This window comes from Burkholderia sp. B10, assembly GCF_004368385.1.
In the GTDB taxonomy this organism is placed as follows: domain Bacteria; phylum Pseudomonadota; class Gammaproteobacteria; order Burkholderiales; family Burkholderiaceae; genus Burkholderia; species Burkholderia vietnamiensis.
The window spans coordinates 105,612-129,584 of sequence record NZ_PQMX01000010.1; the positions used below are offsets into that span (position 1 = coordinate 105,612).

The window sequence follows — 23,973 nt, forward strand, 5'->3', positions numbered from 1 at the left end:
CGCTATGATGCGCGTCACGCCCGAGAACCTCTGTCAGCTATCCGACATCGCGCCGCCATGACCTCGTCGCTCGCCCCGTACCTGCCGCAACTCGAAGCGCACCCGTGGTTCGCCGCGCTGCCGCCGGCGTTGCGCGCGGCGCTGCTCGAGCGCGCCGCGCTGCGCCGCCTGCCGGCCGGCCATCCGCTGTTCCGGCGCGGCGATCCGCCGTGCGGGCTGTATGCGGTGCTGAGCGGCTCCATCACGATAGGCGCCGTCGACGCGCACGGCAAGGAAGCGCTGCTGACGGTCGCCGAGCCCGTCACGTGGTTCGGTGAAATCGCGCTGTTCGACGGCCTGCCGCGCACCCACGATGCGGCCGCGCTCGACGACACGCTGCTGCTGCACGTGCCGCAGCCCGCGCTGCTCGCGATCCTCGACGCGACGCCGCAATACTGGCGGGAGTTCGCGCTGCTGATGGCGCAGAAGCTGCGGCTGAGCTTCGTGTCGGTCGAATCGCTGAGCATGATGACGGCCGCGCAGCGGCTGGCGGCGCGCCTCGCGATGATCGCGGACGGCTACGGCGGAGTCAGCGTCGGCCGCACGCGGGTCCGGCTGTCGCAGGAGAAGCTGGCGGCAATGCTGTCGCTGACGCGGCAGACCACCAACCAGCTGCTGAAGGCGCTGGAAGCGGACGGCGCGGTGCGGCTGCACGTCGGCGAAATCGAAATCGTCGACCTCGACGCGCTGCGGCGCGCCAGCGGACTGCCCGACGACATGCCGTGACGGCGGCTGCGGCCGCGTGCGTGAAGCCGCCGCGCTATCGCAGCGCCGCATTTCCGTCGTCACGGCATCGCACTATCGCGCTATCGTGGCGACGCCTCCCCTCTCACCTCTTGCCCGAATCCACTCTTGAACCACGACACCTCGACCGTCACCGCTGCACCGCGCCACGCATGGCCCGTGTTCGTCGCGTTCCTGCGGCTTGGCCTCACGTCGTTCGGCGGCCCCGTCGCGCATCTCGGCTACTTCCGCGAGGCGTTCGTCACGCGGCGCGGCTGGCTCAGCGAGCGCGCGTATGCGGATCTCGTCGGCCTGTGCCAGTTCCTGCCGGGCCCGGCGAGCAGCCAGGTCGGGATGGCCATCGGGCTGTCGCGCGCCGGCTATGCCGGGATGTTCGCCGCGTGGCTCGGCTTCACACTGCCGTCCGCGCTCGCGATGACGCTGGTCGCGCTCGGCATGCACGCGGCCGGCATGCCGATCGCGACCGGCGCGCTGCACGGGCTGCGGATCGTGTCGGTCGCGGTGATCGCGCAGGCGGTGTGGGGCATGGCGCGCACGCTGTGCCCGGATGCGCGCCGCGTCACCCTGATGGCGCTCGCCGCGTGCGTCGCGCTGTTCGCGCCGGCCGCATGGCTGCAGGTCGTCGTGATCGCGGCGGCCGGCGCGGCCGGCCTCGTGCTACTGCCGCAGCCCGAGCGCGGCGCGCACGAGCCGTTGCCGCTGCACGTCTCGCACCGCGCGGGCGCGTTGTGGCTCGTGCTGTTCGCCGCACTGCTCGTCGCGCTGCCGCTCGCGGCCGATGCGCTCCATTCGCACGCGCTCGCGGTGGTCGACGCGTTCTTCCGCACCGGTGCGCTGGTGTTCGGCGGCGGCCACGTGGTGCTGCCGCTGCTGCAGGCCGCCGTCGTCGCGCCGGGCTGGGTCGGCGATTCGGCGTTTCTGGCCGGCTACGGTGTCGCGCAGGCGGTGCCGGGGCCGCTGTTCACGTTCGCGGCGTTCCTCGGCGCGGCGCTGCGCGATGCGCCGAACGGCTGGCTCGGCGCAACGCTCGCGCTCGTGTCGATCTTCGCGCCGTCGTTCCTGCTGGTCGCGGGCACCACGCCGTTCTGGGAACGCCTGCGCCGCAGCACGCGCATGCAGGCGGCGCTCGCGGGCGTCAATGCGGCGGTCGTCGGGCTGCTGCTCGCCGCGCTGTATCAGCCGGTATGGCGCGAGACGATCGTGTCGGCGCGCGATTTCGCGGCCGCGCTCGTCGCGTTCATTGCGCTGGTGTTCTGGCGCGTGCCGCCGTGGGCCGTCGTGATCGCGAGCGCGGCGCTCGGCTGGGCGGCGACGACGTTGATCTGATCCCGCGCCGCGTGAGGCGCAGCGCGACGGAAAACGAAAAAGCCCTCGAAGCGTTCCGTTTCGAGGGCTTTTAGCTGGAGCGCACGGCGCGCCGTGACGGCGCGCGGCACCCGCGGACTTACGCGAAGTTCTTCGCTGCGAAGTCCCAGTTCACGATGTTCCAGAACGCTTCGACGAACTTCGGACGTGCGTTGCGGTAGTCGATGTAGTACGCGTGTTCCCACACGTCGATCGTCAGCAGCGGCTTGTCGGCCGTCGTCAGCGGCGTCGCGGCGTTGCTCGTCGACACGATGTCGAGCGAACCGTCGGCCTTCTTCACGAGCCATGCCCAGCCCGAACCGAACGTGCCGACCGCAGCCTTCGTGAAGGCTTCCTTGAATGCGTCGTACGAACCCCACTTCGCGTTGATCGCGTCGCCCAGCGCGCCCGACGGTGCGCCGCCGCCGTTCGGCGACAGGCTGTTCCAGAAGAACGTGTGGTTCCAGATTTGCGCGGCGTTGTTGAAGATGCCGCCCGACGACTTCTTCACGATCTCTTCCAGCGGCAGGTTTTCGAATTCCGTGCCCGGGATCAGATTGTTCAGGTTCGTGACGTATGCCTGGTGATGCTTGCCGTAGTGGTACTCGATCGTCTCTTTCGAGATGGTCGGCGCGAGTGCGTCTTCTGCGTACGGGAGCGGCGGGAGCGTATGAGCCATGGCAATTCCTTCGTTGAGTATGTAGGGGGGCTGTGTTGAATGCTGCCGAGCGTCCGATTGTAGGCGAGTCCGAATATCCCCGCAAACTCACGGGTATTCGTCCGCCGTATGCGGAAAATCGGCGCTGGCGCTGCATCCGGCGGGATAGCGGGCAAGCCGATGCGGCGCGCAGTATCCGTTCCTGCCGCGCGCACGGCGCACACGTGCGCGCGACGTGCGCAGCGCAGCCGCCGCGGGCGGTCAGATCGTGTCGGTGAGCCGCGGCTGCACGTCGGCGAGCGACACGTCGGCGGAGCCTTCGGCGAGATGCACGGTCAGGCGCCGCTGCGGCTTCAGCGCGCTCGGCGAGCGCACCGCACGGCCCGTCTGCGCGTCGATCAGCGCCGCGTAGCCGCGCTCGAGCGTGCGTTGCGGGCTCAGCACCTCGAGCCGCGCCGCGCATGCCGACACGCGCGCGCTGTCGCGCTCGTGGCGGCGCTGCAGCGCGACCGCGAGACGCTGCGACAAACCGGCGAGCACGTGACGCGCCTGCGCCGGATCGGGACGCGCGCGTTGCCAGCGCAGCTGCGCGAGCGCGAAGCGCGCACGCGCGTCGCGCACCGGGCGCGACGCCGCCGACGCGAGCCGCGCGGCCAGTTGGTCGACGTGGACGCGTTGCCGCTGCAGCCGCTCGGCCGGGCTGACGAGCCGGCGCGCGAGCCAGTCGAGCTGCTGCGCGCGCTGCTCGAGCCCGCGCGCGACGCAGCGCGCGAGCGCACGCTGCCGCTCGCTCAACTCTCGCAGCAACAACGCGCGCTGCGGACTCGCGAGCTCGGCCGCGCCGGTCGGCGTCGGCGCGCGCACGTCGGCCGCGAAGTCCGCGATCGTGAAATCGGTTTCGTGGCCCACGCCGCAGACGACCGGCAGCTCGCTCGCGGCGATCGCCCGCGCGAGCGCTTCGTCGTTGAACGACCACAGATCCTCGATCGATCCGCCGCCGCGACACACGAGCAGCACGTCCACCTCGCGCCGCGCGTTCGCGGTCTGCACGGCCGCGACGAGCTTCTCGGCGGCGCCCGCGCCCTGCACGGGCGCCGGGTAGACGATCACCGGCAGATGCGGCGCGCGGCGCGCGAGCGTGGTCAACACGTCGCGCAGCGCGGCCGCCTGCAGCGACGTGACGATGCCGATCGCGCGCGGATGCACGGGCAACGGCCGCTTGCGCTCGGGCGCGAACAGCCCCTCGGCCTCGAGCTGCGCCTTCAGGCGCAGGAACGCCTCGTACAGGCGCCCCTGCCCGGTGCGCCGCACGGCCTCGACGTTGAGCTGCACCTCGCCGCGCGGCTCGTACATCGTGACGACCGCGCGCACCTCGATGCGATCGCCCTCGCGCGGCGTGAATTCCGCATACTGCGCCCGGCCGCGAAACATCACGCAGCGCATCTGCGCCTGCTGGTCCTTGATCGAGAAATACCAGTGCCCGCTCGCGGCGCGCGTGAAGTTCGACACTTCGCCCGCGATCCACAGCAGCGGAAACGAGCGCTCGAGCATCGTCGAAATCGCCCGGTTGAGCGCCGAAACGGGGATCACTTCGTCGCCGCCGCGCGAGGCGCCGGGTGCGGAAAAAGGGGTATCGGAAGGCATGAGCGGTCGGATGAATGCTGGCGGCGACACGATAGTCCGACGCGCGCGCCGCGTCCAGCGCCGACCGTCCGCGGCGCGCCGCTGAAAATGTTTCCACATTCCGACAATCGTCCGGCAAAACCATTTGAAAAGCCCGGAAAAAGCCAGACGATTCTTCGCAACGCATTGATTTTTATATATTTTTAAGCCTTGCAAGGCGATTCGGAGTCGATTCGATGTCCGTCCGACGGGCATTCGGCGGGAGCGGACGGGGAGTTCTTCACAGAGTTGTCCACAGGCCACCTCGATCCGGCCCCACCAGCGGCGTCGGCCGGCGGCGCTTGCCGCGTGCGCCTGCGGCGCGCTAGAGTGCCGCCTTCCGAAGACCTAGCGGCATCCGCCGCCCAACGGAGCATCCGTGTTGACGAATCCGTTCCACGCCGCGGCGCACGACACGCCGCGTCCGGCCCGATGAGCGCCCGCGGCGGCCCGCTCGCGCGGCTCGAAGCGCGCATCACGCGCGAATGGCAGCGCCGCGGCGCGCTCGCGTGGGCGCTCACGCCGTTCGCGTGCGTATTCGGCCTGTGCGCGGCGCTGCGCCGGACCGCGTACACGCAGGGCTGGAAGCAGCCCATCGACGTCGGCGTGCCGGTCGTCGTGGTCGGCAACGTGACCGTCGGCGGCACCGGCAAGACGCCGACCGTGATCGCGCTCGTCGATGCCCTGCGCGCGGCCGGCTTCACGCCGGGCGTCGTATCGCGCGGCTACGGCGCGAACGTGCAGGCGCCGACCGCCGTCACCGCCGCGTCGCGCGCGAGCGCGGCCGGCGACGAGCCGTTGCTGATCGCCCGCCGCACCGGCGCGCCCGTGTGGGTGTGCCCCGACCGCGTGGCGGCCGCGCAGGCGCTGCGCGCCGCGCATCCGGAGGTCGACGTGATCGTCAGCGACGACGGGCTGCAGCACTACCGTCTCGCCCGCACGGTCGAACTGGTCGTGTTCGACCACCGGCTCGGCGGCAACGGCTTCCTGCTCCCGGCCGGGCCGTTGCGCGAGCCGCTGTCGCGCCATCGCGACGCGACGCTCGTCAACGATCCGTACAGCGGCGCGCTGCCGCCGTGGCCCGACACCTACGCGCTCGCGCTCACGCCGGGTGCCGCATGGCATCTCGACCAGCCGACGCTGCGCCGTCCGCTGTCGCAGTTCGCGAACGAGCGCGTGCTCGCCGCGGCCGGCATCGGCGCGCCCGAGCGCTTCTTCGCGACGCTGCGCGCGGCCGGCCTCGCGCCGGCGACGCGCGCGCTGCCCGACCATTACGCGTTCGCCGACAATCCGTTCGTCGACGACGCCGTCGACGCGATCCTGATCACCGAGAAGGATGCAGTAAAATTGGGCGCTTCCTGGCGCGACGCTCGGCTGTGGGTCGTCCCCGTCGAAGCCGCGCTCGATCCTCGCCTCATTGCCCTCGTTGTGGAGAAACTCCGTGGACGCTCGCCTGCTTGAAATTCTTGTGTGCCCTATCTGCAAAGGCCCGCTCCACTATGACCGTGCCGCGCAGGAGCTGATCTGCAACGCGGACAAGCTCGCCTACCCGATCCGCGACGGCATCCCCGTGATGCTCGTCGACGAGGCGCGCCAGACCGTCGAAGGCACGCCGGTCGATCCGGCCGGCCCCGCCGGCAGCTGAACGCCGCTACGGCGCACGACCGCGGCCCTCCGCGGTCGTACGCGCCGAACCCTGCCGGGCCGCCCGCATTCGACGCGCCGCCCGCCCCGCTCTTCTCTTCGCCCCGTTCCGATGACTCATCCGCAGCCCTTCATCGCCGTCATTCCTGCCCGGCTCGCGTCGACGCGCCTGCCGAACAAGCCGCTCGCCGACGTCGGCGGCAAGCCGATGGTCGTGCGCGTCGCCGAGCGGGCCCGCGAAGCCGGCGCCCAGCAGGTGCTCGTCGCGTCCGACACGCAGGCCGTCCTCGACGCCGCGCGCGATCACGGTTTCGACGCGGTGCTCACGCGCGCCGACCATCCGTCCGGCACCGATCGGCTCGCGGAAGTCGCGGCGACGTTCGGATGGCGTGACGACACGGTCGTCGTCAACGTGCAGGGCGACGAACCGCTGATCGACCCGACGCTGGTGCGCGACGTAGCGTCGCACCTGGCCGCGCATCCGGACTGCGCGATCGCGACCGCCGCGCATCCGATCCACGATGCGGCCGACGTGTTCAACCCGAACGTCGTGAAAGTCGCGCTCGACGCGCGCAGCGTCGCGATGTACTTCTCGCGCGCGCCGATTCCGTGGAGCCGCGACGCATACCAGCCGCACTGGCCCGACGTCGCGGCGATGCCCGCACCGGCCTTTCCGGTGTATCGGCACATCGGTCTCTACGCGTATCGCGCGCGCTTTCTGCGCACCTATCCGTCGCTCGCGCAGGCGCCGATCGAGCAGGCCGAGCAGCTCGAACAGCTGCGCGCGATGTGGCACGGCGAACGCATCGCGGTGCTGATTACCGAGCGCGCACCCGAAGCCGGCGTCGATACGCCGGCCGATCTCGCACGCGTGCAGGCCCTTTTTCGGCCGAGTTCAAAATAACCCGTGGCATAATCAGGCGATTGTGCGAGCCGTCCGCGACCCGCGCGTCCTCGCTTGACCCCGCCGCGGCCCGTGCCGGCAGCCGCGCGTCGCCATCGCCGACGCGCCGCGTCAGACCGGTCCGCCGCGCGCCAGGCAAGCCCCGCGCACGTTATCGCCGACGCTTGAGCGTCTCGCCACACGAATCTACATACCGGAGATATCACCATGCGTTTGATCCTGTTGGGCGCGCCCGGCGCGGGAAAGGGCACCCAGGCAAACTTCATCAAGGAAAAATTCGGCATCCCGCAAATCTCGACGGGTGACATGCTGCGTGCGGCCGTCAAGGCCGGCTCGCCGCTCGGCGTCGAGGCGAAGGGCTACATGGATGCCGGCAAGCTCGTCCCCGACGCGCTGATCATCGGCCTCGTGAAGGAACGCCTGAAGGAATCCGATTGCGCCAACGGCTACCTGTTCGACGGCTTCCCGCGCACGATCGCGCAGGCCGACGCGATGAAGGAAGCCGGCGTCGCGATCGACTACGTGCTCGAAATCGACGTGCCGTTCTCGGAAATCGTCGAGCGCATGAGCGGTCGTCGCACGCACCCGGCATCGGGCCGCACCTACCACGTGAAGTTCAATCCGCCGAAGGTCGAAGGCCAGGACGACGTGACGGGCGAGCCGCTGATCCAGCGCGACGACGACAAGGAAGAAACCGTCAAGAAGCGCCTCGAAGTGTACGAAGCGCAGACCAAGCCGCTGATCACGTATTACGGCGACTGGGCGCAGCGCGGCGAGGAGAACGGCCTGAAGGCGCCGCAGTATCGGAAGATCTCGGGCCTCGGCAGCGTCGAGGAGATCCGCGAGCGTGCGTTCGACGCGCTGAAGTAAGCAGCACGATCGGCCGTGAGCCGCAAGCCGCCCCGTCGGGGCGGCTTTTTTTTCGACCGTGGCGGCCAGCATCGGGCCGCGATGCGCGGCGTGCCGCGTTCGGCGTTGTGCGCGCTACCGTTCTACGCAGCCGAGCGGGCGCGTGCAGCGTCAGTCTTCGCCGTCGCGCTGCATGCGCTGCCGCAGCTCGCTCACCTGCGATTCGACGACGGTCGCGTCGTCGGCATCGGGCCGTTCGCCGAGATACTGCTCGAGATCCTCGAGCGCCGGGCGCAGGTAATCGAGCCGCGCATACGCGAAGCCGCGGTCGCGCACCTCGTCGAGCTGTTCGGGCAGCAGGATCACGAGCCGCTGCTGCACCGCGAGCAGCCGCTGCCAGCGTTCGGTCTGCAGATAGATCGTCTTCAGGTTGCGCAGCATGCGCGCGATGATCTCGCGGCTCGTCGCCGGCTGCAGCAGCGCGCGCAACGCGCTGTCGACCGCGCCCGCCGCCCGCGCGACGTACGGCTCCAGCATCTCGACCATTTCGGCTTCCGACAGCGAATGGCCATTGGTCGGATCGATGATCAGGTCGCCGTCCGGCAGCGTCACGCGCAGCAGGAAATGGCCGGGAAACGATACGCCGCGCGCCGGCACGCCGATTTGCTCGGCGAGCTCGAGATACAGCACCGAAAGCGAGATCGGAATCCCGCGGCGGCGTTTCAGCACCGCGTTCAGGTGGCTGTTATCGGGGTCGTAATAATCGTTGTGATTGCACGCAAAGCCGAGCTCGCGAAAGAAGAACTCGTTGAGCGCGGCGACGCGGTCCTTCAGCCCCGTATCGTCGGTGAGCCGACGGCGCAGCCGCGCGGCGAGCATGTCGATCTCGGCCAGCGTGCCTTGCAGGTCGAGGTCCGGATACGCGTCCTGGGCGAGCGACAGCGCGGCTTCCGTGACGGGCAGACTGTCGTCGTCCGCCACGAGCGTGCTGAAGTAATCAAGGACGCGGGTCATTGCGGTGGTCACTTGGCGCGCCTTTTGAAGTAAGCGTATTTGAAGCCCATCACCCACAACATACCGAAATATAGTGCAGCGAACAGCACGAGGCACGCGGCCATCAGCGCGATGCGATCGAGCGGCTGCGCGCGCATGCCGGTCCAGTCGAAATTGATCGCGCACCAGTGCATCAGGCCCGCGAGCACGAGCGCGGCGCCCGTCAGCTGCACGAAGAAACGCAGCCAGCCCGGCGACGGCTGATAGATGCCGCGCTTGCGCAGGCCGAAAAACAGCAGCAGCGAATTCAGGCACGCGCCGACGCCGATGCTCAGCGTCAGACCCGCATGGCCGATCAGCGGCACGAACACGTAGTTCGAGATCTGCGTGACGATCAGCACGATGATCGCGATCTTCACCGGCGTCTTGATGTCCTGCTTCGCGTAGAAGCCCGGCGCGAGGATCTTGATCAGGATGATGCCGACGAGGCCGATCCCGTAGGTCGCAAGCGCGCGCGACACCATCGTGACCGTGTGCGCGTCGAACTTGCCGTAGTTGAACAGCGTCGCGGTGAGCGGCGTCGCGAAGAAGAACAGCGCGAGCGCGCTCGGCGCGGCGAGCAGGAACGTGACGCGCAGCCCCCAGTCGAGCAGCGCGGAATATTCGTGCGTATCGGCATCGACGTGCGCCTTCGACAGGCTCGGCAGCAGGATCGTGCCGAGCGCGACGCCGAGCAGCGCGGTCGGGAACTCCATCAGCCGGTCCGCGTAGTTGATCCACGACACCGCGCCCTGCCCGAGCCGCGATGCGATGTTGGTGTTGATGATCAGCGACAGCTGCGCGACCGACACGGCGAAGGTGGCGGGCACCATCTTCGCCAGCACGCGCTTCACGCCGCGGTGACGCAGCGCACGCACCGGGTTGAGACCGATCAGCGGCACCATGTCGATCTTCTTCAGGCCCGGCAGCTGCACGATGAACTGCAGCACGCCGCCCGCGATCACTGCCCACGCGAGCGCGAACACCGGCACCTTCAGGTGCGGCGCGACGAACAGCGCCGCCGCGATGAACGCGACGTTCAGCAGCACCGGCGCGAACGCGGGCAGCGAAAAGCTCTTGTAGGTGTTCAGCACGCCGGACGCGAGCGTCGTCAGCGAAATGAACACGATGTACGGGAACATGATCCGCGTCATCGTGACCGCGAGCGGGAACGCCTGCCCGTCGGCGTGCAGGCCGGACGCGACCGCGAACACGACCCACGACGCGCCGGCGATGCCGAGCACCGACAGCGCGGCGAGCGCCCACGCGAGCACGGTCGACATCGCGTCGACGAGCGCCTTGGTCGCGTCGTGCCCCTGCTGGTTCTTGAACTCGGCGAGGATCGGCACGAACGCCTGCGAGAACGCACCTTCGGCGGACAGGCGGCGCAGCAGGTTCGGAATGCGGAACGCGACGTAGAACGCGTCGGTGTATTGACTGGCGCCGAACGCACGGGCGATCAGCGTCTCGCGGGCCAGTCCGGTCACGCGCGACAGCAGCGTGAAGCCGCTGACCGTCAGCAGGGCTCGGAATAGATTCATGGGGCGCTTATTATACGGGGCTTGTGTGTACCGGCACGGACGGATGCGGAAAAGCGCATGCCGCGCCCGGCCTCTCTCGGGCGGCAGTCACTTCCGGCTTGCCACGCACTTGATTTTGTTGCTATAATCGCCGGTTTCTGAGCCTGTTACATGCACGGCGCCTGTCGTTTTCATGTCTCGGCCTCGGTTAAAATCACCGTTTTTTTATGCGCCCCTGGGCAATCGTTCTCAGGGGACGGATCGAAAAGCAGCGCTTGGCCGTCAGGCTCCAAGCTCTGGAAACAGGACAGGATAAGGAACCGTCATGGCTAACTCCGCACAAGCACGCAAGCGCGCCCGCCAGGCCGCGAAGGCAAATTCGCACAACTCGGCGCTGCGCTCGAAATTCCGCACCGCGATCAAGTCGGTTCGCAAGGCTGTTGAAGCCGGCGACCAGGCAAAGGCTGCCGAGCTGTTCAAGGCTGCCGTGAAGACGATCGACACGATCGCCGACAAGAAGATCGTTCACAAGAACAAGGCCGCTCGCAGCAAGAGCCGCCTCGCCGCAGCCGTCAAGGGCCTGCAGGCAGCAGCGTAAATCCGGTGTGCCCGCTTCGGCGGGCGCCCTGTTTCCTGCGATCGTGAAAAAGCCCGCCTAGGCGGGCTTTTTTGCTGTGCGCGCGCCGCGCGCGTCGGGCCGCATGGGCGCCACGCGCAAGCAGGCGTCGCACGCCTCGCTCACTTCTTGTCGTTGTAGTCCGGCAATTCGCAGGCTTCGGTCACGACGAGGTTGTTGTCCTTCGCGAAGTTGAGCACGAAATCGAATGCCATCGGCTCGATGTCGCGCAGCCGCGAATCGAGAATCACGCATTTCAGATCGCCGAGCATCGTCGGGCGCACGTACAGCGAGTACTTCAGCCGTGCATTCGGTCCGCTTGCACCGGGCCCGAAACAGGCCATCACGCCGGCCAGACGCTCCGACCAGTCGCTCGGGCGAAACTTTTTCCCGTCTTTCGTGATGCCCTGGATGAAGAATTCGGTCGGAGGGGTTTCAGCCATGTGGTTACCCAAGTGACGGCCCGGCAATGCCCAGGCGACGCTGCCTGGAGATGCGAACACGAGCTGGAGTGGACGGCGGCGCAGATGCTCCGACATCCCGAAAAGAGGCCGTCGCGCCATGCCGCCAGCGCGCCGCACCGGATTTGTGCAGCGCACCCGCTTGTGTCCGGCAGTACGCGAAGAGGCTTGTCTGCCGGGCTGGAGAAAACTTTTGAATTATACCGCAGCGCGCCATCGCGCGTCGTGCCGAACCCCACTGCCCGACTCGCGGCCCGTGCGCGCGACGATCGCTCCCCGCTTTTCGCCACGGCTCGTCAAAGCACAGAAAATCCATTATGCTGCTTTGAGTTATCCACATCCGACGGCGGCGCCGTCCGGCTCCGCTGCCGGGTGAGACCCGCCGTATTTCGTTTCATGACCGCCAAAACCATTCGTCACTACCTGCAGTTCAAGGATTTCTCGCTGGAAGACTACGAGTACGTGCTCGAACGCACGGGTATCCTGAAGCGCAAGTTCAAGAACTACGAGACCTACCATCCGCTGCACGATCGCACGCTCGCGATGATCTTCGAGAAGAGCTCGACGCGCACGCGGCTGTCGTTCGAAGCCGGCATCTTCCAGCTCGGCGGCCACGCGGTGTTCATGAGCACGCGCGACACGCAGCTCGGCCGCGGCGAGCCGGTCGAGGATTCCGCGCAGGTGATCTCGCGGATGGTCGACATCATCATGATCCGCACGTTCGAGCAGGACGTGATCACGCGCTTCGCGCAAAACTCGCGCGTGCCGGTGATCAACGGCCTGACCAACGAATACCATCCGTGTCAGGTCCTCGCCGACATCTTCACGTACTACGAACACCGCGGCCCGATCGCCGGCAAGACGGTCGCGTGGGTCGGCGATGCGAACAACATGCTGTACACGTGGATCGAAGCCGCGCAGATTCTCGGCTTCAAGCTGCGCCTGTCGACGCCGCCGGGCTATGCGCTCGACATGAAGCTCGTGTCGCCCGACAGCGCGCCGTTCTACGAAGTGTTCGACGATCCGAACGAAGCGTGCAAGGGCGCCGATCTCGTGACGACCGACGTGTGGACGAGCATGGGCTTCGAAGCGGAGAACGAAGCGCGCAAGCAGGCGTTCGCCGACTGGTGCGTCGACGAGGAAATGATGGGCTATGCGAACGCGGACGCGCTGTTCATGCACTGCCTGCCCGCGCACCGCGGCGAGGAAGTGACGGCCGGCGTGATCGACGGGCCGCAGAGCGTGGTGTGGGACGAGGCGGAAAACCGCCTGCACGTGCAGAAGGCGCTGATGGAGTTCCTGCTGCTGGGCCGCCTCAAGCACTGAGAGCCGCCGCCGTATCGCCGCGCAATGCGGCACGATGCGAACGAAGAAGCGCCGATCGTCGATCGGCGCTTTTTTCGTCGCGACAGCCCGCGCGCCGCGCGACCCGAGGCCGCGCTACAGGCAGACGGGTTCGGGTTCCAGCTCCACGCCGAAGCGCGCGCGCACGTCGTGCTGGATCGCCCGCGCGAGCGCGAGCACGTCGGCGCCGGTCGCGCCGCCGCGATTCACCAGGACGAGCGCCTGCCGCTCGTGTACGGCCGCCGCGCCGAGCGCGCGCCCTTTCCAGCCGCACTGGTCGATCAGCCAGCCGGCCGCGAGCTTCACCTGGCCGTCCGGCTGCGGATACGACACGACGTCCGGCGCACGCGCACGCAGCGCGTCGAATTGTGCGGCGTCGATCACCGGGTTCTTGAAGAAGCTGCCGGCATTGCCGAGTACGCCCGGATCGGGCAGCTTCGCGCGGCGAATCGCGACGACCGCATCGAACACGTCGCGCGGCGTGGCCGCGTCGGGCGCGATGCCGCGCGCGTCGAGCTCGCGCGTGACGTCCGCGTAGCCGAGCCGCGGCGTCCAGCGCTTGGGCAGCCGGAACGTCACCGCGACGATCGCGAAGCGGCCGCGCCCGTCCCGCTTGAAGAAGCTGTCGCGATAGCCGAACGCGCAGCGCGCCGCGTCGAAGCGCTCGCTGCGCCCCGTCGCCAGCTCGACGGCGATCAGCGAGTCGAAGTACGCCTTCATCTCGAGGCCGTACGCGCCGATGTTCTGGATCGGCGCCGCGCCGACGGTGCCCGGAATCAGCGCGAGGTTCTCGAGCCCCGGCATCCCCTGCTCGAGCGTCCACGCGACGAACGCATGCCACGGCTCGCCGCCGCCGGCTTCGACGTACCACGCGTCGTCGTCCTCGCGCACCACGCGGCGGCCGCCGATCTCGTCGAGCAGCACGACGCCGTCGAAATCGCGCGTGAACACGACGTTGCTGCCGCCGCCGAGCACGAGCTGCGGCAGCGACGCGACGCGCGGATCGCGGTGCAGCGCCTCGAACTGCGCGGCGTGCGTGATGCGCGCCGCATAGCGCGCGGTCGCGGCGATGCCGAACGTGTTGTGCGCGGCGAGCGGATGGTCGAAAAGCAGCGACAGCGGGGAATCGTCAGGAGGCATCGGCATTCGCGTGGCGTCAGCCGGGCGGCCGGACGGCCGGCCTTGGGCAAACGCAGGGGCATCGGTAAAATGGCAAACAGTCCGCAATTATAGCGAGTGTCCGCGCGTGAGCCGGGCGCCGCACCTCAAGGGAGAATGCCATGCCATCGTTCGACGTCGTTTCCGAAGCGAACATGATCGAAGTGAAGAACGCCATCGAGCAGTCGAACAAGGAAATCTCGACACGCTTCGACTTCAAGGGCTCGGACGCGCGCGTCGAGCAGAAGGAGCGCGAGCTGACGCTGTTCGCCGACGACGATTTCAAGCTCGGCCAGGTCAAGGACGTACTGATCGGCAAGCTCGCGAAGCGCAACGTCGACGTGCGCTTCCTCGACTACGGCAAGGTCGAAAAGATCGGCGGCGACAAGGTCAAGCAGATCGTCACCGTGAAAAAGGGCGTGACGGGCGACCTCGCCAAGAAAATCGTCAGGCTCGTGAAAGACAGCAAGATCAAGGTGCAGGCGAGCATCCAGGGCGATGCGGTGCGCGTGGCCGGCACGAAGCGCGACGATCTGCAGAGCGTGATCGCGATGCTGCGCAAGGACGTGACCGACACGCCGCTCGACTTCAACAACTTCCGCGACTGAGCGACGTCGCCGGCCGCCAAGTCGGCCGGCTGCCGCACACCGGCTGCCGCACCGCGCGGCAGCCGCGACGCCTCGACACCGCGCGTCAGACCTTTCCGCCGCCTTGCGCGCCGCCGTCGGCCGCAGCCTTCTTCTTGTCGCCGATCCGGCTCTCCTGCCCCGCCAGCAGCTTCGCGATGTTGCCGCGGTGACGCCACACCAGCAACACGCTCATCGCCAGCACCGCCCAGGCGATCGGATTGTTGCGCGTGCCGAACAGGAACACGTCGAACACCGGCGCGAATACGGCGGCCACCAGCGCCGCGAGCGACGAATAGCGGACGAAGAACGCGACGATCAGCCAGGTCAGCGCGGTCGCGAGGCCGAGCACCGGATGCACGGCCAGCAGCACGCCGGCCGCGGTCGCGACGCCCTTGCCGCCCTGGAAGCGGAAGAACACCGGATACAGGTGACCGACGAACACGGCGATCGCGACCCATGCGACGGCGACGTCGGGCATCCCGAAGTGCCGCGCGAGCCACACGGCGAGCCAGCCCTTGAACGCGTCGCCGACGAGCGTCAGGATCGCGGCCTTCTTGTTGCCGCTGCGCAGCACGTTGGTCGCGCCGGGATTCTTCGACCCGTACGAACGGGGATCGGCCAGGCCCATCGCGGCGCTGACGATGACGGCGAACGACACCGAACCGATCAGATAGGCAACAAGTGCGGCGAGCAGGATCTGCATGCGGAGAACTCTTCTTTCAACGTATCGATGATGGGGGCGGCCGGGCAGGCACGCGCGCCGCGCGGTGAAGCGCGGCCGCGTTACACACGAGCCGCGGCGGCCGGCCGGGCGGGCCGACCGGCCGAAACGGCGCCCATTCTACCGAACGTGCAGCGCGTGCGACGAAGGTGAAACCCTCAGTCGACGCTCGCGCACTGCACGGGCGTCGCGCCGAGCAGCGTCGTGAGCACCGCCGGCGCGAGGCTCACGAGATAGCCGCGGCGGCCGCCGTTCAGATAGATCGTCGGCAATTCGAGGATGGTCGACTCGACGTAGACGGGCATCGTCTTGCGGGTGCCGAACGGCGACGTGCCGCCGACCAGATAGCCCGAGTGGCGGTTCGCGACGTCCGGCTTGCACGGCTCGACGCGCTTCGCGCCGATCTGCCGCGCGAGGTTCTTGGTCGACACCGTACGATCGCCGTGCATCAGCACGATCAGCGGCTTCGCGTGCTCGTCTTCCATCACGAGCGTCTTCACGACGCAGTGCTCGTCCACGCCGAGCTGGCGCGCCGACTCGCCGGTGCCGCCGTGCTCGACGTAGTCGTACGGATATTCGTCGAACGCGACGCCGTGGCGGCGCAGCAACTGGGTCGCGGGGGTTTCGGACACGTGTCTGGATTTGCTCATCGCCGCATTTTAATGGCGAACGACCGGCATGCGCGCCATTGCGCCATCGCACGATCGCGTGCGGACGCCGGCGGTATACTCGCGGCCCGCAGGCGCGGCCCAGCCAGCCGGCCGCTGCGCCATCATTGCGGACATCGCGACGCGCTATTGACCGAATGGCCGATTGTGGCGGCCCGGCCGCCATGGCACGATCGTTCGCAACGCTGCCCGTGCCGCTGCCGCTGCCTTCTTCATGGAGACGTCATGTCCTCGTCCGTTCGCTCATCCGCGCCGCCCGACGTCGCGGCCCTGCTCGCCGCGCTGCCCGCTCGCATCGCCGACGTGCCCGCGCTGCGGGCCGCGCAGGCGCCCACGCACCCGGCGCTGATCGAGGACGCGCGCCGCCTGTCGTACGCCGAACTCGCCCAGGCCGTCGACGCGGCCGCGGCCCGGCTCGCCGCGCTCGGCGTGCGCGGCGGCGATCGCGTGATGATCGTCGCGGAAAACAGCGTCGCGCAGATCGTGCTGCTGCTCGCGGCCGCGCGCGTCGATGCGTGGGCGCTGGTGTCGAACGCGCGCCTGGCAGTCAGCGAACTCGACGCGATCGCCGCGCATGCGCGCCCGAAGCTGATCGCGTTCGCGACCGAAGCCTCGCCCGATGCGCGCGCGCATGCCGCGCGCTACCGCGCCGCGCCCGCCGACGCGCTGCCGATCGACATCGGCGCGTGGTCGCATCACGTCGACGCCGACGCGCCGGCCGAGCCGGTCGCGGCCGACGGCGCCGCTCAGTGCGCGGCGCTGATCTACACGACCGGCACGACGGGCGCGCCCAAAGGCGTGATGCTGTCGCATCGCAACCTGCTGTTCGTCGCCGCGACGTCGAGCGCGCTGCGCCGCGTGTCGCCCGACGACGTCGTCTATACGGTGCTGCCCGTGTCGCACGTGTACGGGCTCGCGTCGGTCTGCCTCGGCAGCCTGTACGCAGGCGCGACGCTGCGCCTCGCGCCGCGCTACTCGCCCGAAGCCGTGCGCGTCGCGCTCGCCGACGAACGCGTGACGATCTTCCAGGGCGTGCCCGCGATGCATGCGAAGCTGCTCGAGCACCTGCACACGCACGGGCACGCGTGGCGCGCGCCGCGGCTGCGCTTCGCGTATTCGGGCGGCTCGCCGCTCGACGCCGACCTGAAGGCGCGCGTCGAGCGCGTGTACGGCGTGCCGTTGCACAACGGCTACGGAATGACCGAAAGCAGCCCGACGATCACGCAGACGCCGCTCGACGCGCCGCGCGCCGACTGCTCGGTCGGTATGCCGATTCCCGGCGTCGAGATGCGGATCGTCGCGCCGGACGGCGCCGACGTGCCGCGCGGCGAGGTCGGTGAAATCCGCGTGCGCGGGCCGAACGTGATGCTCGGCTACTACCGCAACGCGGACGCGACGCGCGCGGCCGTGTCGCCGGACGGCTGGCTGAGCACCGGCGATCTCGCCCGCCAGGACGCCGACGGCGCGGTGACGATCGCGGGCCGCAGCAAGGAGCTGATCATCCGCTCGGGCTTCAACGTGTATCCGGTGGAGGTCGAACAGGTGCTGAACGCACATCCGGACGTCGTGCAGGCGGCCGTCATCGGGCGCGCGGTCGACGGCAACGAGGAAGTGCTCGCGTTCGTCGAGCTCGCGCCCGGCGCGACGGCTGCCGACGCCGAACTGCATGCGTGGTGCGCGCAACGCCTCGCGCCGTACAAGCGCCCGGCCCGCATCCGCGTGCTCGACGCGCTGCCGGCCGCCTCCACCGGCAAGGTGCTGAAACACAAGCTGCGCGACCTCGCGTAGCGCGCGGCGCCCGCGCTAGCCGCGCGGATGGTGCTGCGCGTGCAGCGTCCTGAGCCGCTCGCGCGCGACGTGCGTATAGATCTGCGTGGTCGAGATGTCGCTGTGGCCGAGCAGCAGCTGCACGACGCGCAGGTCAGCGCCGTGGTTCAGCAGGTGCGTCGCGAACGCGTGCCGCAGCGTGTGCGGCGACAGGTGCGCGCGCACGTCCGCGCGCTGCGCGTGACGCTTGATGATGTTCCAGAACTGCTGGCGCGTCATCCCGTCGCCGCGCGCGGTCACGAACAGCGCGTCGGCCGCGCGCGCGCCGAGCAGCGCCGGCCGCGCGTCGCGCAGATAGCGCTCGATCCAGCCGTGCGCGACTTCGCCGAACGGCACGAGACGCTCCTTCGAGCCCTTGCCCATCACCCGCACGACGCCCTCGTTGAGCCCCACCTCGACGGTCTTCAGCGTGACCAGTTCGCTCACGCGCAGCCCGCTTGCGTACATCAGCTCCAGCATCGTGCGATCGCGCAGCCCGAGCGGCGTGCCGATGTCCGGTGCGCCGAGCAGCGCCTCGACCTGCGCCTCCGACAGCGTCGACGGAAACCGCGCGCCCTGCTTCGCGGACGCAATCCGCAACGTCGGGTCGGCGCTCGCGCGATGCTCGCGCACGGCCCAGCCGTAGTAGCGACGGAACACCGACAGCCGCCGGTTCGACGACGTCGCCTTGCCGTCGCTGCGCGCGGCGATATAGCCGGTCACCATCGCTTCGTCGGCGGAGTCGAGCGCCGCGTGGTGGGTGGCGGCGAGCCATTGGGAAAACAACGTCAGGTCGCGCCGGTACGCATCGAGCGTATTGCGCGACAGCCCGTGCTCGAGCCACAGCGCGTCGCAGAACAGGTCGATCGACGCGCGGCTCGCGAGCTGCGCCGGCGAAGCGGCGAGCGGATCGCCGGCGGCGTCGGCATCGGAAGCGGGGGAAAGCAACGGTTCGTTCATCGGTACGGCACGCCTTCATGCGCCAGCAGCCAGCGCTTCACTGTCTGGAAATAACCGCCGTCGTCGTGGTTCGCGAAACCGCCGAGGCCGCCCGCCGCGACGACGCGGTGACACGGAATCACGAGCGGAAAGTAGTTCGCGCCGCACGCCTGGCCGACCGCGCGCGGCGCGCTGCCGATGCGCTTCGCGACCTGCCCGTAGGTCAGCACCGTGCCCGGCGGAATGTCGCTGATCACGTCCCACACGCGCTGCTGGAACGCGCTGCCCACCGGCGCGAGCGGCAGGTCGAAGCGTGCCGACGCCCGCTCGAAATAGCGCTCGATCTGCTCGACCGCACGCTCGGCGAGCGGCGAAGCGGGCGCGACCGACCCGACCGATTCGGGCAGATAGACGATCTCGCGCACCACCGCCGCGTCGGTGCGGATGCCGACCTTGCCGAACGGTGCGTCGATCACTGCGTTGAACATCATTCTCCTCCCGGTGAAACGCGCGGCGCCGCCGCGCCGACGACACTTTACGCCGCGTTCATGCGGCGCGCAGCGCCCATTCGACGTGCTCGCGCACGACCGGCGACGGATCGTCCGCTCGCGCGCGCAGCGCGGCGACGATCGCGTCGCGCGCAGCGGGCGCGAGCCGCCCGGCCGGCGCACGCAGCGCGTTGCCGAGCCCGACCGCGAGATTGCGCAGCCAGCTTTCGTGGCCGATGCGCCGGATCGCGCTGCCCTGCATCCGCGTGTCGAAGGTTTCGGCGTCCCAGCCGAACAGCTCGACGAGCGTCGCGCGATCGAGCCCGTGCCGCACGTCGAAATCGGCGACCGGCGCGGCCTGCGCGAACTTGTTCCACGGGCACACGAGCTGGCAGTCGTCGCAGCCGTACACGCGATTGCCGATCAACGGCCGCAGCGGCTCCGGAATGCTGCCCTTCAGCTCGATCGTCAGATACGAAATGCAGCGGCGCGCGTCGACGCGATACGGCTCGACGATCGCGCCGGTCGGGCACGCGCCGAGGCAGCGCGTACAGCTGCCGCAGTGCGCGCCGGGCGTTTCGGGCGCCGCATCGGGCGCCGTCTGCGCATCGGTCGGCAGCGCGACGTCGACGTAGATCTCGCCGAGGAAGAAGAGCGAGCCCGCGTCGCGCTGCAGCAGCAGCGTGTGCTTGCCGCGCCAGCCGACGCCGGCCTTCTGCGCCAGTTCGACCTCGAGCACCGGCGCCGAATCGGTGAACACGCGGTAGCCGTATGCGCCGATCTCGCGCTCGATGCGCTCCGCGAGCGTCTGCAGCCGGTTGCGCAGCACCTTGTGATAGTCGCGGCCGCGCGCGTAGATCGACACGACGGCCGCCTGCGGATCGTCGAGCCGGGCGCGCTCGCGGGCGCGCCAGTCGTGCGGCGCGGACGACGCGTCGGGCGCGTCGGCGGCGAGCGTCGCGGCCGGCAGATAGGCGAGCCGCGCGGAGATCACGCGTCGCGTACCGGCCACAAGTTCGGCCGGCCGCGCGCGTTTCATCCCGTGTTTCGCCATATAATCCATTTCGCCGTGGTACCCGGCTTCCAGCCAGGCGGCGAGGCCCGCTTCGGCATCCGAGAGATCGGTATCGCTGATGCCGATCGCCCCGAAACCCAATTCGCGCCCCCACGCCCTGATGCGCGCGGCGAGCGCAGTCAACGCCGCATCGTCGAGCGCGCACGGCGCCGCGCCCTCGGCACGAGTCGAAGGGCCGTCGGATGCGGCGAGTTCCGGTAAGCGGTTCATCGCACTATTTTACGAGAATGCCAGCCACGCCCCATCCGCCTCATGCAGACACGCTGCCCGCTCCGCTCGCGCAGCGCGTGATCGCACTCGCCGACGAAGCGGCGACCGAGGCCTTCGGCGCCCGCTTCGCGCATGCGCTCGACGCCGCACGCACCGAGCTGGCGCGCACCCACGCGTTCGCGGGGCTGCAGATCCAGCTGATCGGCGATCTCGGCGCGGGCAAGACGACCCTCGTGCGCGCGATCCTGCGCGGCCTCGGCCACACGGGGCGCGTGCGCAGCCCGACCTACACGCTCGTCGAACCATACGCGTTCGCGCGCGACGACGGGGAACTCGAGGTCTATCACTTCGATCTGTATCGATTCAACGATCCGGCCGAATGGTCCGACGCAGGCTTTCGCGAATATTTCAATTCGAGCGCGATCTGCCTCGTCGAATGGCCGCAACAGGCAGGCGCGCTACTCGGCGTGCCCGATCTGGTTTTCTCGCTCGACGTGGACGGCGACGGCCGCGCCCTCACCGTCCGGGCGTTCAGCGCTTCAGGAAAGGCATGTCTCGAAAGATGTTGATCAAACCGTTCCGCTCGATCGAATCGGCGGCCACCGCGACGCACAACTGGCGGCGCCGCCAAATCCTGCGCGCCGGTGCGTCGACGCTGGTGCTCGGTCTCGTCGCGCCGCGCGTCGCGCACGCATCTTCGGTGCTCGGCGTGCGCGTCTGGCCCGCGCGCGATTACACGCGCGTCACGATCGAATCCGATCAGCCGCTGCAGAACAGCCAGCAGCTGCTGCAGGGGCCGGACCGCCTCGTCGTCGACCTGAACGGCCTCGATCTCGACCAGGCGCTGCGCGACCTCGTGTCGAAGATCGCGCCAAACGATCCGCAGATCCAGTCGGTGCGCGTCGGCCAGTATCAGCCGCACGTGGTGCGGATGGTGTTCGACCTGAAGGGGTCGGTGAAACCGCAGGTGTTCACGCTGCCGCCGGTGGGCACCTACAAGTACCGGCTCGTGTTCGACCTGTATCCGGCCGTCGCGCCCGATCCGCTGACCGACCTGATCGCACAGACCGAACGCAAGGAGCAGGCGCTGAACGACAGCGCGCGCGCGCAACAGATGCAGCCGCCGTCGAGGCTCACGGGCCCGGCCACGCCGCCCGCCGCGGCCGACAACAGCGACGCGTTCTTCCAGCGCTTCGCGCAGAACACGCCGGCCGCGCCGCGCACGCCGCAGGCCGCGCCTTCGACGCCGGCGAAGCCGGCCGTCAAGCCGCCGCCCGTCATCGCGCGCCGCGACGACAGCGACGACGACGCCGACACCTACAAGTTCACCGCGCCGAAATCCGGCAAGGGCGGCACGATGCGGCTGCTGACGGTCGCGATCGATCCGGGCCACGGCGGCGAGGATCCGGGCGCGATCGGCGGCGCAGGCACCTACGAGAAGCACGTCGCGCTCGACATCGCGAAGAAGCTGCGCGCGAAGATCGACGGCGCGCCCAACATGCGCGCGATGATGACCCGCGACGCCGACTTCTTCGTGCCGCTGAACGTGCGCGTGCAGAAGGCGCGCCGCGTCGGCGCGGACCTGTTCGTGTCGATCCACGCGGACGCGTTCACGACGCCGTCCGCGAGCGGCTCGTCGGTGTTCGCGCTGTCCGACCACGGCGCGTCGAGCGCCGCCGCGCGCTGGCTCGCGAACAAGGAAAACGCATCCGACCTGATCGGCGGCATCAACATCAAGACGCAGGACGCGGCCGTGAGCCGCGCGCTGTTCGACATGTCGACCACCGCGCAGATCCGCGATTCGCTGCGCTACGGCAACTACGTACTGAAGGAAGTCGGCGGCATCAACAAGCTGCACAAGGGCTCGGTCGAGCAGGCCGGGTTCGCGGTGCTGAAGGCGCCCGACATTCCGTCGATCCTGGTCGAGACCGCGTTCATCAGCAACCCGGACGAAGAACGCAGACTCAACGACGACAGCTATCGCGAGGAAATGGCCGACGCGATCTTCCGCGGCATCAAGCGCTACTTCGCGGCCAATCCGCCGCTCGCGAAGAACCGGATGGCCTGACGTACGGCCGGTGCGAGCGGCACGGCCCGCTCGTCCTGGCCGACCTTTCCCGCGCCTGCACCGGCTTCCCCGCCCCTGCCTTTCCCGCCGCCGGCACGCGCCGCGTGCCGGCGCGTCACGACGCCGCGAAGCGGCGCAGCAGCTTCCCACCGAACACGTTCACCACGAGTCCGCCCATCACGAGCGCGGCGCCGACCAGCTGCATGCGGCTCAGGTGCTCGTCGAGCAGCAGCGCCGACGACGCGAGCCCGACGATCGGCACCAGCAGCGAGAATTGCGCGACCTGCGCGGCCGGATAGCGCGACATCAGACGGCTCCACAAGCCGTAGCCGACGAGCGTCGCGACGAACGCCAGATAGACCACCGCGAAGATCGACGTACCGTTCAGTCCGGCCAGCGCGGCGGCGATCCGCTGCGGCCCCTCGAACCACAGCGACAGCAAGAAGAACGGCAGCGGCGGCACGAGGCTCGCCCACACGACGAGCGACACGAGGTTCGCGCGGCCGACCTTCTTCGTGACGATATTGCCGAACGCCCACATCACGGCCGAGCCGATGGTCAGCAGGAAGCCGGCGAGCGTCATCGCGGCGCCGCCCTGCACCGCGATCACGACGAGCCCGGCCGCGGCGATCGCGAGCCCCGCGAGGTTCTCGGCGCGCAGCCGCTCGCCGAGAAACAGCATCGCGAACACCAGCGTGAAGAACGCCTGCGACTGCAGCACCAGCGACGCGAGGCCGGCGGGCATCCCGACGTACATGCCGGTAAACAGGAATACGAACTGGCCGAGCTGAATCGTCGCGCCGTACAGGATCAGCATGCGCCACGGGATCTGCGGCCTGCGCACGAAGAACACCGCGGGCACCGCCGCGAGCGTGAAGCGCAGCGCACCGAGCAGCATCGGCGGCATGCCGTGCAGGCCGACCTTGATCACGACGAAGTTCACGCCCCATGCGAGGATCACGATCAGCGCAAGCAGCAGGTCCTTCGGAGCCATCATGGGAAGTCTCCTCGATAATCGGCCGGGCTGCCGAGCCGGCCAGTCTACCGAATTTCGCGGCGCGATCCGCGACCCGCGCGGCGCGCATCGGATCGCGCCGTGCCGCGACGAGCGGTGCAGCGCATCGCACGTGCCTGCGAGGTGACATCGTTTCGCGGGCGATTCGGCTGCGATTCGCCGCCGCTGCACCGCCGATTCGCCGCCTCGCTTCGTGCGCCTCGCCCGCCTCGCCCGCCTCGCCCGCCTCGTCCACCTCGTCCACCTCGTCCGCCTCGTCCGCCTCGTCCGCCTCGTCCGCCTCGTCCGCCTCGTCCGCCTCGTCCGCCTCGTCCGCCTCGTCCGCCTCGTCCGCCTCGTCCGCCTCGTCCGCCTCGTCCGCCTCGTCCGCCTCGTCCGC

The 23,973-nt window shown here is 69.1% G+C and carries 25 protein-coding genes; 13 read left to right on the forward strand and 12 right to left on the reverse strand.

All coding sequences use genetic code 11. The annotated features are described in order from the left end of the window. Positions 1–57 precede the first annotated feature (57 nt). Complete coding sequence (locus C3Y15_RS07970) at positions 58–765, forward strand: Crp/Fnr family transcriptional regulator (RefSeq protein WP_059460505.1); 708 nt, start codon at positions 58–60, stop codon at positions 763–765. Positions 766–891: 126 nt separating this feature from the next. After that, positions 892–2,109, forward strand: a complete 1,218-nt coding sequence (chrA, locus tag C3Y15_RS07975; RefSeq protein ID WP_059460504.1) for a chromate efflux transporter — start codon at positions 892–894, stop codon at positions 2,107–2,109. A 118-nt stretch (positions 2,110–2,227) separates the two neighbouring features. On the opposite strand, the gene sodB is transcribed toward chrA, so the two are convergent. Then, complete coding sequence (gene sodB / locus C3Y15_RS07980; RefSeq protein ID WP_014723511.1) at positions 2,228–2,806, reverse strand: superoxide dismutase [Fe]; 579 nt, start codon at positions 2,804–2,806, stop codon at positions 2,228–2,230. A gap of 240 nt (positions 2,807–3,046) precedes the next feature. After that, complete coding sequence (xseA, locus tag C3Y15_RS07985; RefSeq protein WP_011885809.1) at positions 3,047–4,429, reverse strand: exodeoxyribonuclease VII large subunit; 1,383 nt, start codon at positions 4,427–4,429, stop codon at positions 3,047–3,049. A 450-nt stretch (positions 4,430–4,879) separates the two neighbouring features. Here xseA and lpxK point away from each other — a divergent pair, with 450 nt between their 5' ends. The 4 genes from lpxK (at position 4,880) to adk (ending at position 7,865) form a co-directional block, all read left to right on the forward strand. Beyond that, entirely contained in the window at positions 4,880–5,908 is a 1,029-nt protein-coding gene (lpxK, locus tag C3Y15_RS07990) for a tetraacyldisaccharide 4'-kinase (protein WP_059455023.1), read from the forward strand. Continuing rightward, positions 5,889–6,092, forward strand: coding sequence for a Trm112 family protein (locus C3Y15_RS07995; RefSeq protein WP_006750935.1), 204 nt, complete (start codon positions 5,889–5,891; stop codon positions 6,090–6,092). Before lpxK ends, C3Y15_RS07995 begins: the two co-directional genes overlap by 20 nt. A gap of 111 nt (positions 6,093–6,203) precedes the next feature. After that, the gene (gene kdsB / locus C3Y15_RS08000; protein ID WP_014723514.1) at positions 6,204–6,995 is read left to right on the forward strand and encodes a 3-deoxy-manno-octulosonate cytidylyltransferase; all 792 of its coding nucleotides are present in this window, start codon (positions 6,204–6,206) and stop codon (positions 6,993–6,995) included. A 207-nt stretch (positions 6,996–7,202) separates the two neighbouring features. Continuing rightward, on the forward strand, positions 7,203–7,865 hold the full coding sequence (gene adk, locus C3Y15_RS08005; protein WP_034192639.1) for an adenylate kinase: 663 nt from the start codon (positions 7,203–7,205) through the stop codon (positions 7,863–7,865). A 150-nt stretch (positions 7,866–8,015) separates the two neighbouring features. On the opposite strand, the gene C3Y15_RS08010 is transcribed toward adk, so the two are convergent. Both C3Y15_RS08010 and murJ read right to left on the reverse strand, forming a co-directional pair. Then, complete coding sequence (locus tag C3Y15_RS08010; protein ID WP_011885813.1) at positions 8,016–8,858, reverse strand: SirB1 family protein; 843 nt, start codon at positions 8,856–8,858, stop codon at positions 8,016–8,018. A gap of 8 nt (positions 8,859–8,866) precedes the next feature. Further along, positions 8,867–10,462 (reverse strand): murein biosynthesis integral membrane protein MurJ, encoded by a 1,596-nt coding sequence (murJ, locus tag C3Y15_RS08015; RefSeq protein ID WP_311732190.1) that lies wholly within the window; start codon positions 10,460–10,462, stop codon positions 8,867–8,869. Positions 10,463–10,721: 259 nt separating this feature from the next. Between murJ and rpsT the strand changes: the two genes are divergently transcribed. Further along, positions 10,722–10,994, forward strand: coding sequence for a 30S ribosomal protein S20 (rpsT, locus tag C3Y15_RS08020; protein ID WP_006482211.1), 273 nt, complete (start codon positions 10,722–10,724; stop codon positions 10,992–10,994). Between the two features lie 140 nt (positions 10,995–11,134). Here rpsT and C3Y15_RS08025 read toward each other — a convergent pair whose 3' ends face one another. After that, entirely contained in the window at positions 11,135–11,455 is a 321-nt protein-coding gene (locus C3Y15_RS08025; RefSeq protein ID WP_011885815.1) for a DUF3579 domain-containing protein, read from the reverse strand. 414 nt (positions 11,456–11,869) lie between these two features. Here C3Y15_RS08025 and argF point away from each other — a divergent pair, with 414 nt between their 5' ends. After that, positions 11,870–12,799 carry an ornithine carbamoyltransferase gene (gene argF, locus C3Y15_RS08035; RefSeq protein WP_011885816.1) on the forward strand — a complete coding sequence of 310 codons (930 nt, stop codon included), beginning with the start codon at positions 11,870–11,872 and terminating at the stop codon, positions 12,797–12,799. Between the two features lie 114 nt (positions 12,800–12,913). On the opposite strand, the gene murB is transcribed toward argF, so the two are convergent. Next, complete coding sequence (murB, locus tag C3Y15_RS08040) at positions 12,914–13,963, reverse strand: UDP-N-acetylmuramate dehydrogenase (RefSeq protein ID WP_059460503.1); 1,050 nt, start codon at positions 13,961–13,963, stop codon at positions 12,914–12,916. A 134-nt stretch (positions 13,964–14,097) separates the two neighbouring features. On the opposite strand from murB, the gene C3Y15_RS08045 reads away from it, so the two are divergent. Then, entirely contained in the window at positions 14,098–14,583 is a 486-nt protein-coding gene (locus C3Y15_RS08045) for a YajQ family cyclic di-GMP-binding protein (protein ID WP_011885818.1), read from the forward strand. A gap of 85 nt (positions 14,584–14,668) precedes the next feature. Here the strand turns inward: C3Y15_RS08045 and plsY are convergent, their stop codons facing one another. Then, positions 14,669–15,307: a glycerol-3-phosphate 1-O-acyltransferase PlsY gene (gene plsY, locus C3Y15_RS08050; RefSeq protein ID WP_059621819.1), complete on the reverse strand. Its 639-nt coding sequence runs from the start codon at positions 15,305–15,307 to the stop codon at positions 14,669–14,671. Positions 15,308–15,483: 176 nt separating this feature from the next. Further along, on the reverse strand, positions 15,484–15,975 hold the full coding sequence (gene ybaK, locus C3Y15_RS08055) for a Cys-tRNA(Pro) deacylase (RefSeq protein WP_011885820.1): 492 nt from the start codon (positions 15,973–15,975) through the stop codon (positions 15,484–15,486). A 243-nt stretch (positions 15,976–16,218) separates the two neighbouring features. On the opposite strand from ybaK, the gene C3Y15_RS08060 reads away from it, so the two are divergent. Further along, on the forward strand, positions 16,219–17,781 hold the full coding sequence (locus C3Y15_RS08060; RefSeq protein ID WP_124259755.1) for an AMP-binding protein: 1,563 nt from the start codon (positions 16,219–16,221) through the stop codon (positions 17,779–17,781). A 15-nt stretch (positions 17,782–17,796) separates the two neighbouring features. On the opposite strand, the gene xerD is transcribed toward C3Y15_RS08060, so the two are convergent. Genes xerD through queG form a run of 3 tightly spaced genes read right to left on the reverse strand, consistent with a single transcriptional unit; the run spans position 17,797 to position 20,511 of the window. Further along, positions 17,797–18,759: a site-specific tyrosine recombinase XerD gene (gene xerD / locus C3Y15_RS08065; protein WP_014723521.1), complete on the reverse strand. Its 963-nt coding sequence runs from the start codon at positions 18,757–18,759 to the stop codon at positions 17,797–17,799. After that, positions 18,756–19,226, reverse strand: a complete 471-nt coding sequence (locus C3Y15_RS08070; RefSeq protein ID WP_059460539.1) for a methylated-DNA--[protein]-cysteine S-methyltransferase — start codon at positions 19,224–19,226, stop codon at positions 18,756–18,758. The genes xerD and C3Y15_RS08070 overlap by 4 nt, the downstream gene beginning before the upstream one ends. A gap of 58 nt (positions 19,227–19,284) precedes the next feature. Next, on the reverse strand, positions 19,285–20,511 hold the full coding sequence (gene queG / locus C3Y15_RS08075; RefSeq protein ID WP_034192642.1) for a tRNA epoxyqueuosine(34) reductase QueG: 1,227 nt from the start codon (positions 20,509–20,511) through the stop codon (positions 19,285–19,287). Positions 20,512–20,528: 17 nt separating this feature from the next. On the opposite strand from queG, the gene C3Y15_RS08080 reads away from it, so the two are divergent. Next, a complete protein-coding gene (locus C3Y15_RS08080; RefSeq protein WP_014723523.1) occupies positions 20,529–21,080 on the forward strand; it encodes a bifunctional tRNA (adenosine(37)-N6)-threonylcarbamoyltransferase complex ATPase subunit type 1 TsaE/phosphotransferase in 552 nt (183 codons plus the stop codon). After that, positions 21,062–22,579, forward strand: coding sequence for an N-acetylmuramoyl-L-alanine amidase (locus tag C3Y15_RS08085; protein WP_011885826.1), 1,518 nt, complete (start codon positions 21,062–21,064; stop codon positions 22,577–22,579). The genes C3Y15_RS08080 and C3Y15_RS08085 overlap by 19 nt, the downstream gene beginning before the upstream one ends. 115 nt (positions 22,580–22,694) lie before the next feature. Here C3Y15_RS08085 and C3Y15_RS08090 read toward each other — a convergent pair whose 3' ends face one another. Continuing rightward, on the reverse strand, positions 22,695–23,573 hold the full coding sequence (locus C3Y15_RS08090) for an EamA family transporter (RefSeq protein WP_172820464.1): 879 nt from the start codon (positions 23,571–23,573) through the stop codon (positions 22,695–22,697). Between the two features lie 214 nt (positions 23,574–23,787). Between C3Y15_RS08090 and C3Y15_RS31960 the strand changes: the two genes are divergently transcribed. Then, on the forward strand, positions 23,788–23,973 hold a 186-nt coding region (locus C3Y15_RS31960), incomplete at its 3' end, for a hypothetical protein (protein WP_208328096.1).

Bases quoted from the DNA above. Each gene is read 5' to 3' on its own strand.
- C3Y15_RS08045 (WP_011885818.1), top strand. From the start codon at position 14,098: ATGCCATCGTTCGACGTCGTTTCCGAAGCGAACATGATCGAAGTGAAG.
- xseA (WP_011885809.1), bottom strand. From the start codon at position 4,429: ATGCCTTCCGATACCCCTTTTTCCGCACCCGGCGCCTCGCGCGGCGGC.
- C3Y15_RS08010 (WP_011885813.1), bottom strand. From the start codon at position 8,858: ATGACCCGCGTCCTTGATTACTTCAGCACGCTCGTGGCGGACGACGAC.
- murB (WP_059460503.1), bottom strand. From the start codon at position 13,963: ATGCCGATGCCTCCTGACGATTCCCCGCTGTCGCTGCTTTTCGACCAT.
- C3Y15_RS08060 (WP_124259755.1), top strand. From the start codon at position 16,219: ATGTCCTCGTCCGTTCGCTCATCCGCGCCGCCCGACGTCGCGGCCCTG.
- argF (WP_011885816.1), top strand. From the start codon at position 11,870: ATGACCGCCAAAACCATTCGTCACTACCTGCAGTTCAAGGATTTCTCG.
- sodB (WP_014723511.1), bottom strand. From the start codon at position 2,806: ATGGCTCATACGCTCCCGCCGCTCCCGTACGCAGAAGACGCACTCGCG.
- adk (WP_034192639.1), top strand. From the start codon at position 7,203: ATGCGTTTGATCCTGTTGGGCGCGCCCGGCGCGGGAAAGGGCACCCAG.
- kdsB (WP_014723514.1), top strand. From the start codon at position 6,204: ATGACTCATCCGCAGCCCTTCATCGCCGTCATTCCTGCCCGGCTCGCG.
- C3Y15_RS08080 (WP_014723523.1), top strand. From the start codon at position 20,529: ATGCCAGCCACGCCCCATCCGCCTCATGCAGACACGCTGCCCGCTCCG.
- lpxK (WP_059455023.1), top strand. From the start codon at position 4,880: ATGAGCGCCCGCGGCGGCCCGCTCGCGCGGCTCGAAGCGCGCATCACG.
- C3Y15_RS07970 (WP_059460505.1), top strand. From the start codon at position 58: ATGACCTCGTCGCTCGCCCCGTACCTGCCGCAACTCGAAGCGCACCCG.
- C3Y15_RS08085 (WP_011885826.1), top strand. From the start codon at position 21,062: ATGTCTCGAAAGATGTTGATCAAACCGTTCCGCTCGATCGAATCGGCG.
- C3Y15_RS08070 (WP_059460539.1), bottom strand. From the start codon at position 19,226: ATGTTCAACGCAGTGATCGACGCACCGTTCGGCAAGGTCGGCATCCGC.
- ybaK (WP_011885820.1), bottom strand. From the start codon at position 15,975: ATGAGCAAATCCAGACACGTGTCCGAAACCCCCGCGACCCAGTTGCTG.
- xerD (WP_014723521.1), bottom strand. From the start codon at position 18,759: ATGAACGAACCGTTGCTTTCCCCCGCTTCCGATGCCGACGCCGCCGGC.
- queG (WP_034192642.1), bottom strand. From the start codon at position 20,511: ATGAACCGCTTACCGGAACTCGCCGCATCCGACGGCCCTTCGACTCGT.
- C3Y15_RS08025 (WP_011885815.1), bottom strand. From the start codon at position 11,455: ATGGCTGAAACCCCTCCGACCGAATTCTTCATCCAGGGCATCACGAAA.
- C3Y15_RS08090 (WP_172820464.1), bottom strand. From the start codon at position 23,573: ATGGCTCCGAAGGACCTGCTGCTTGCGCTGATCGTGATCCTCGCATGG.
- plsY (WP_059621819.1), bottom strand. From the start codon at position 15,307: ATGCAGATCCTGCTCGCCGCACTTGTTGCCTATCTGATCGGTTCGGTG.
- rpsT (WP_006482211.1), top strand. From the start codon at position 10,722: ATGGCTAACTCCGCACAAGCACGCAAGCGCGCCCGCCAGGCCGCGAAG.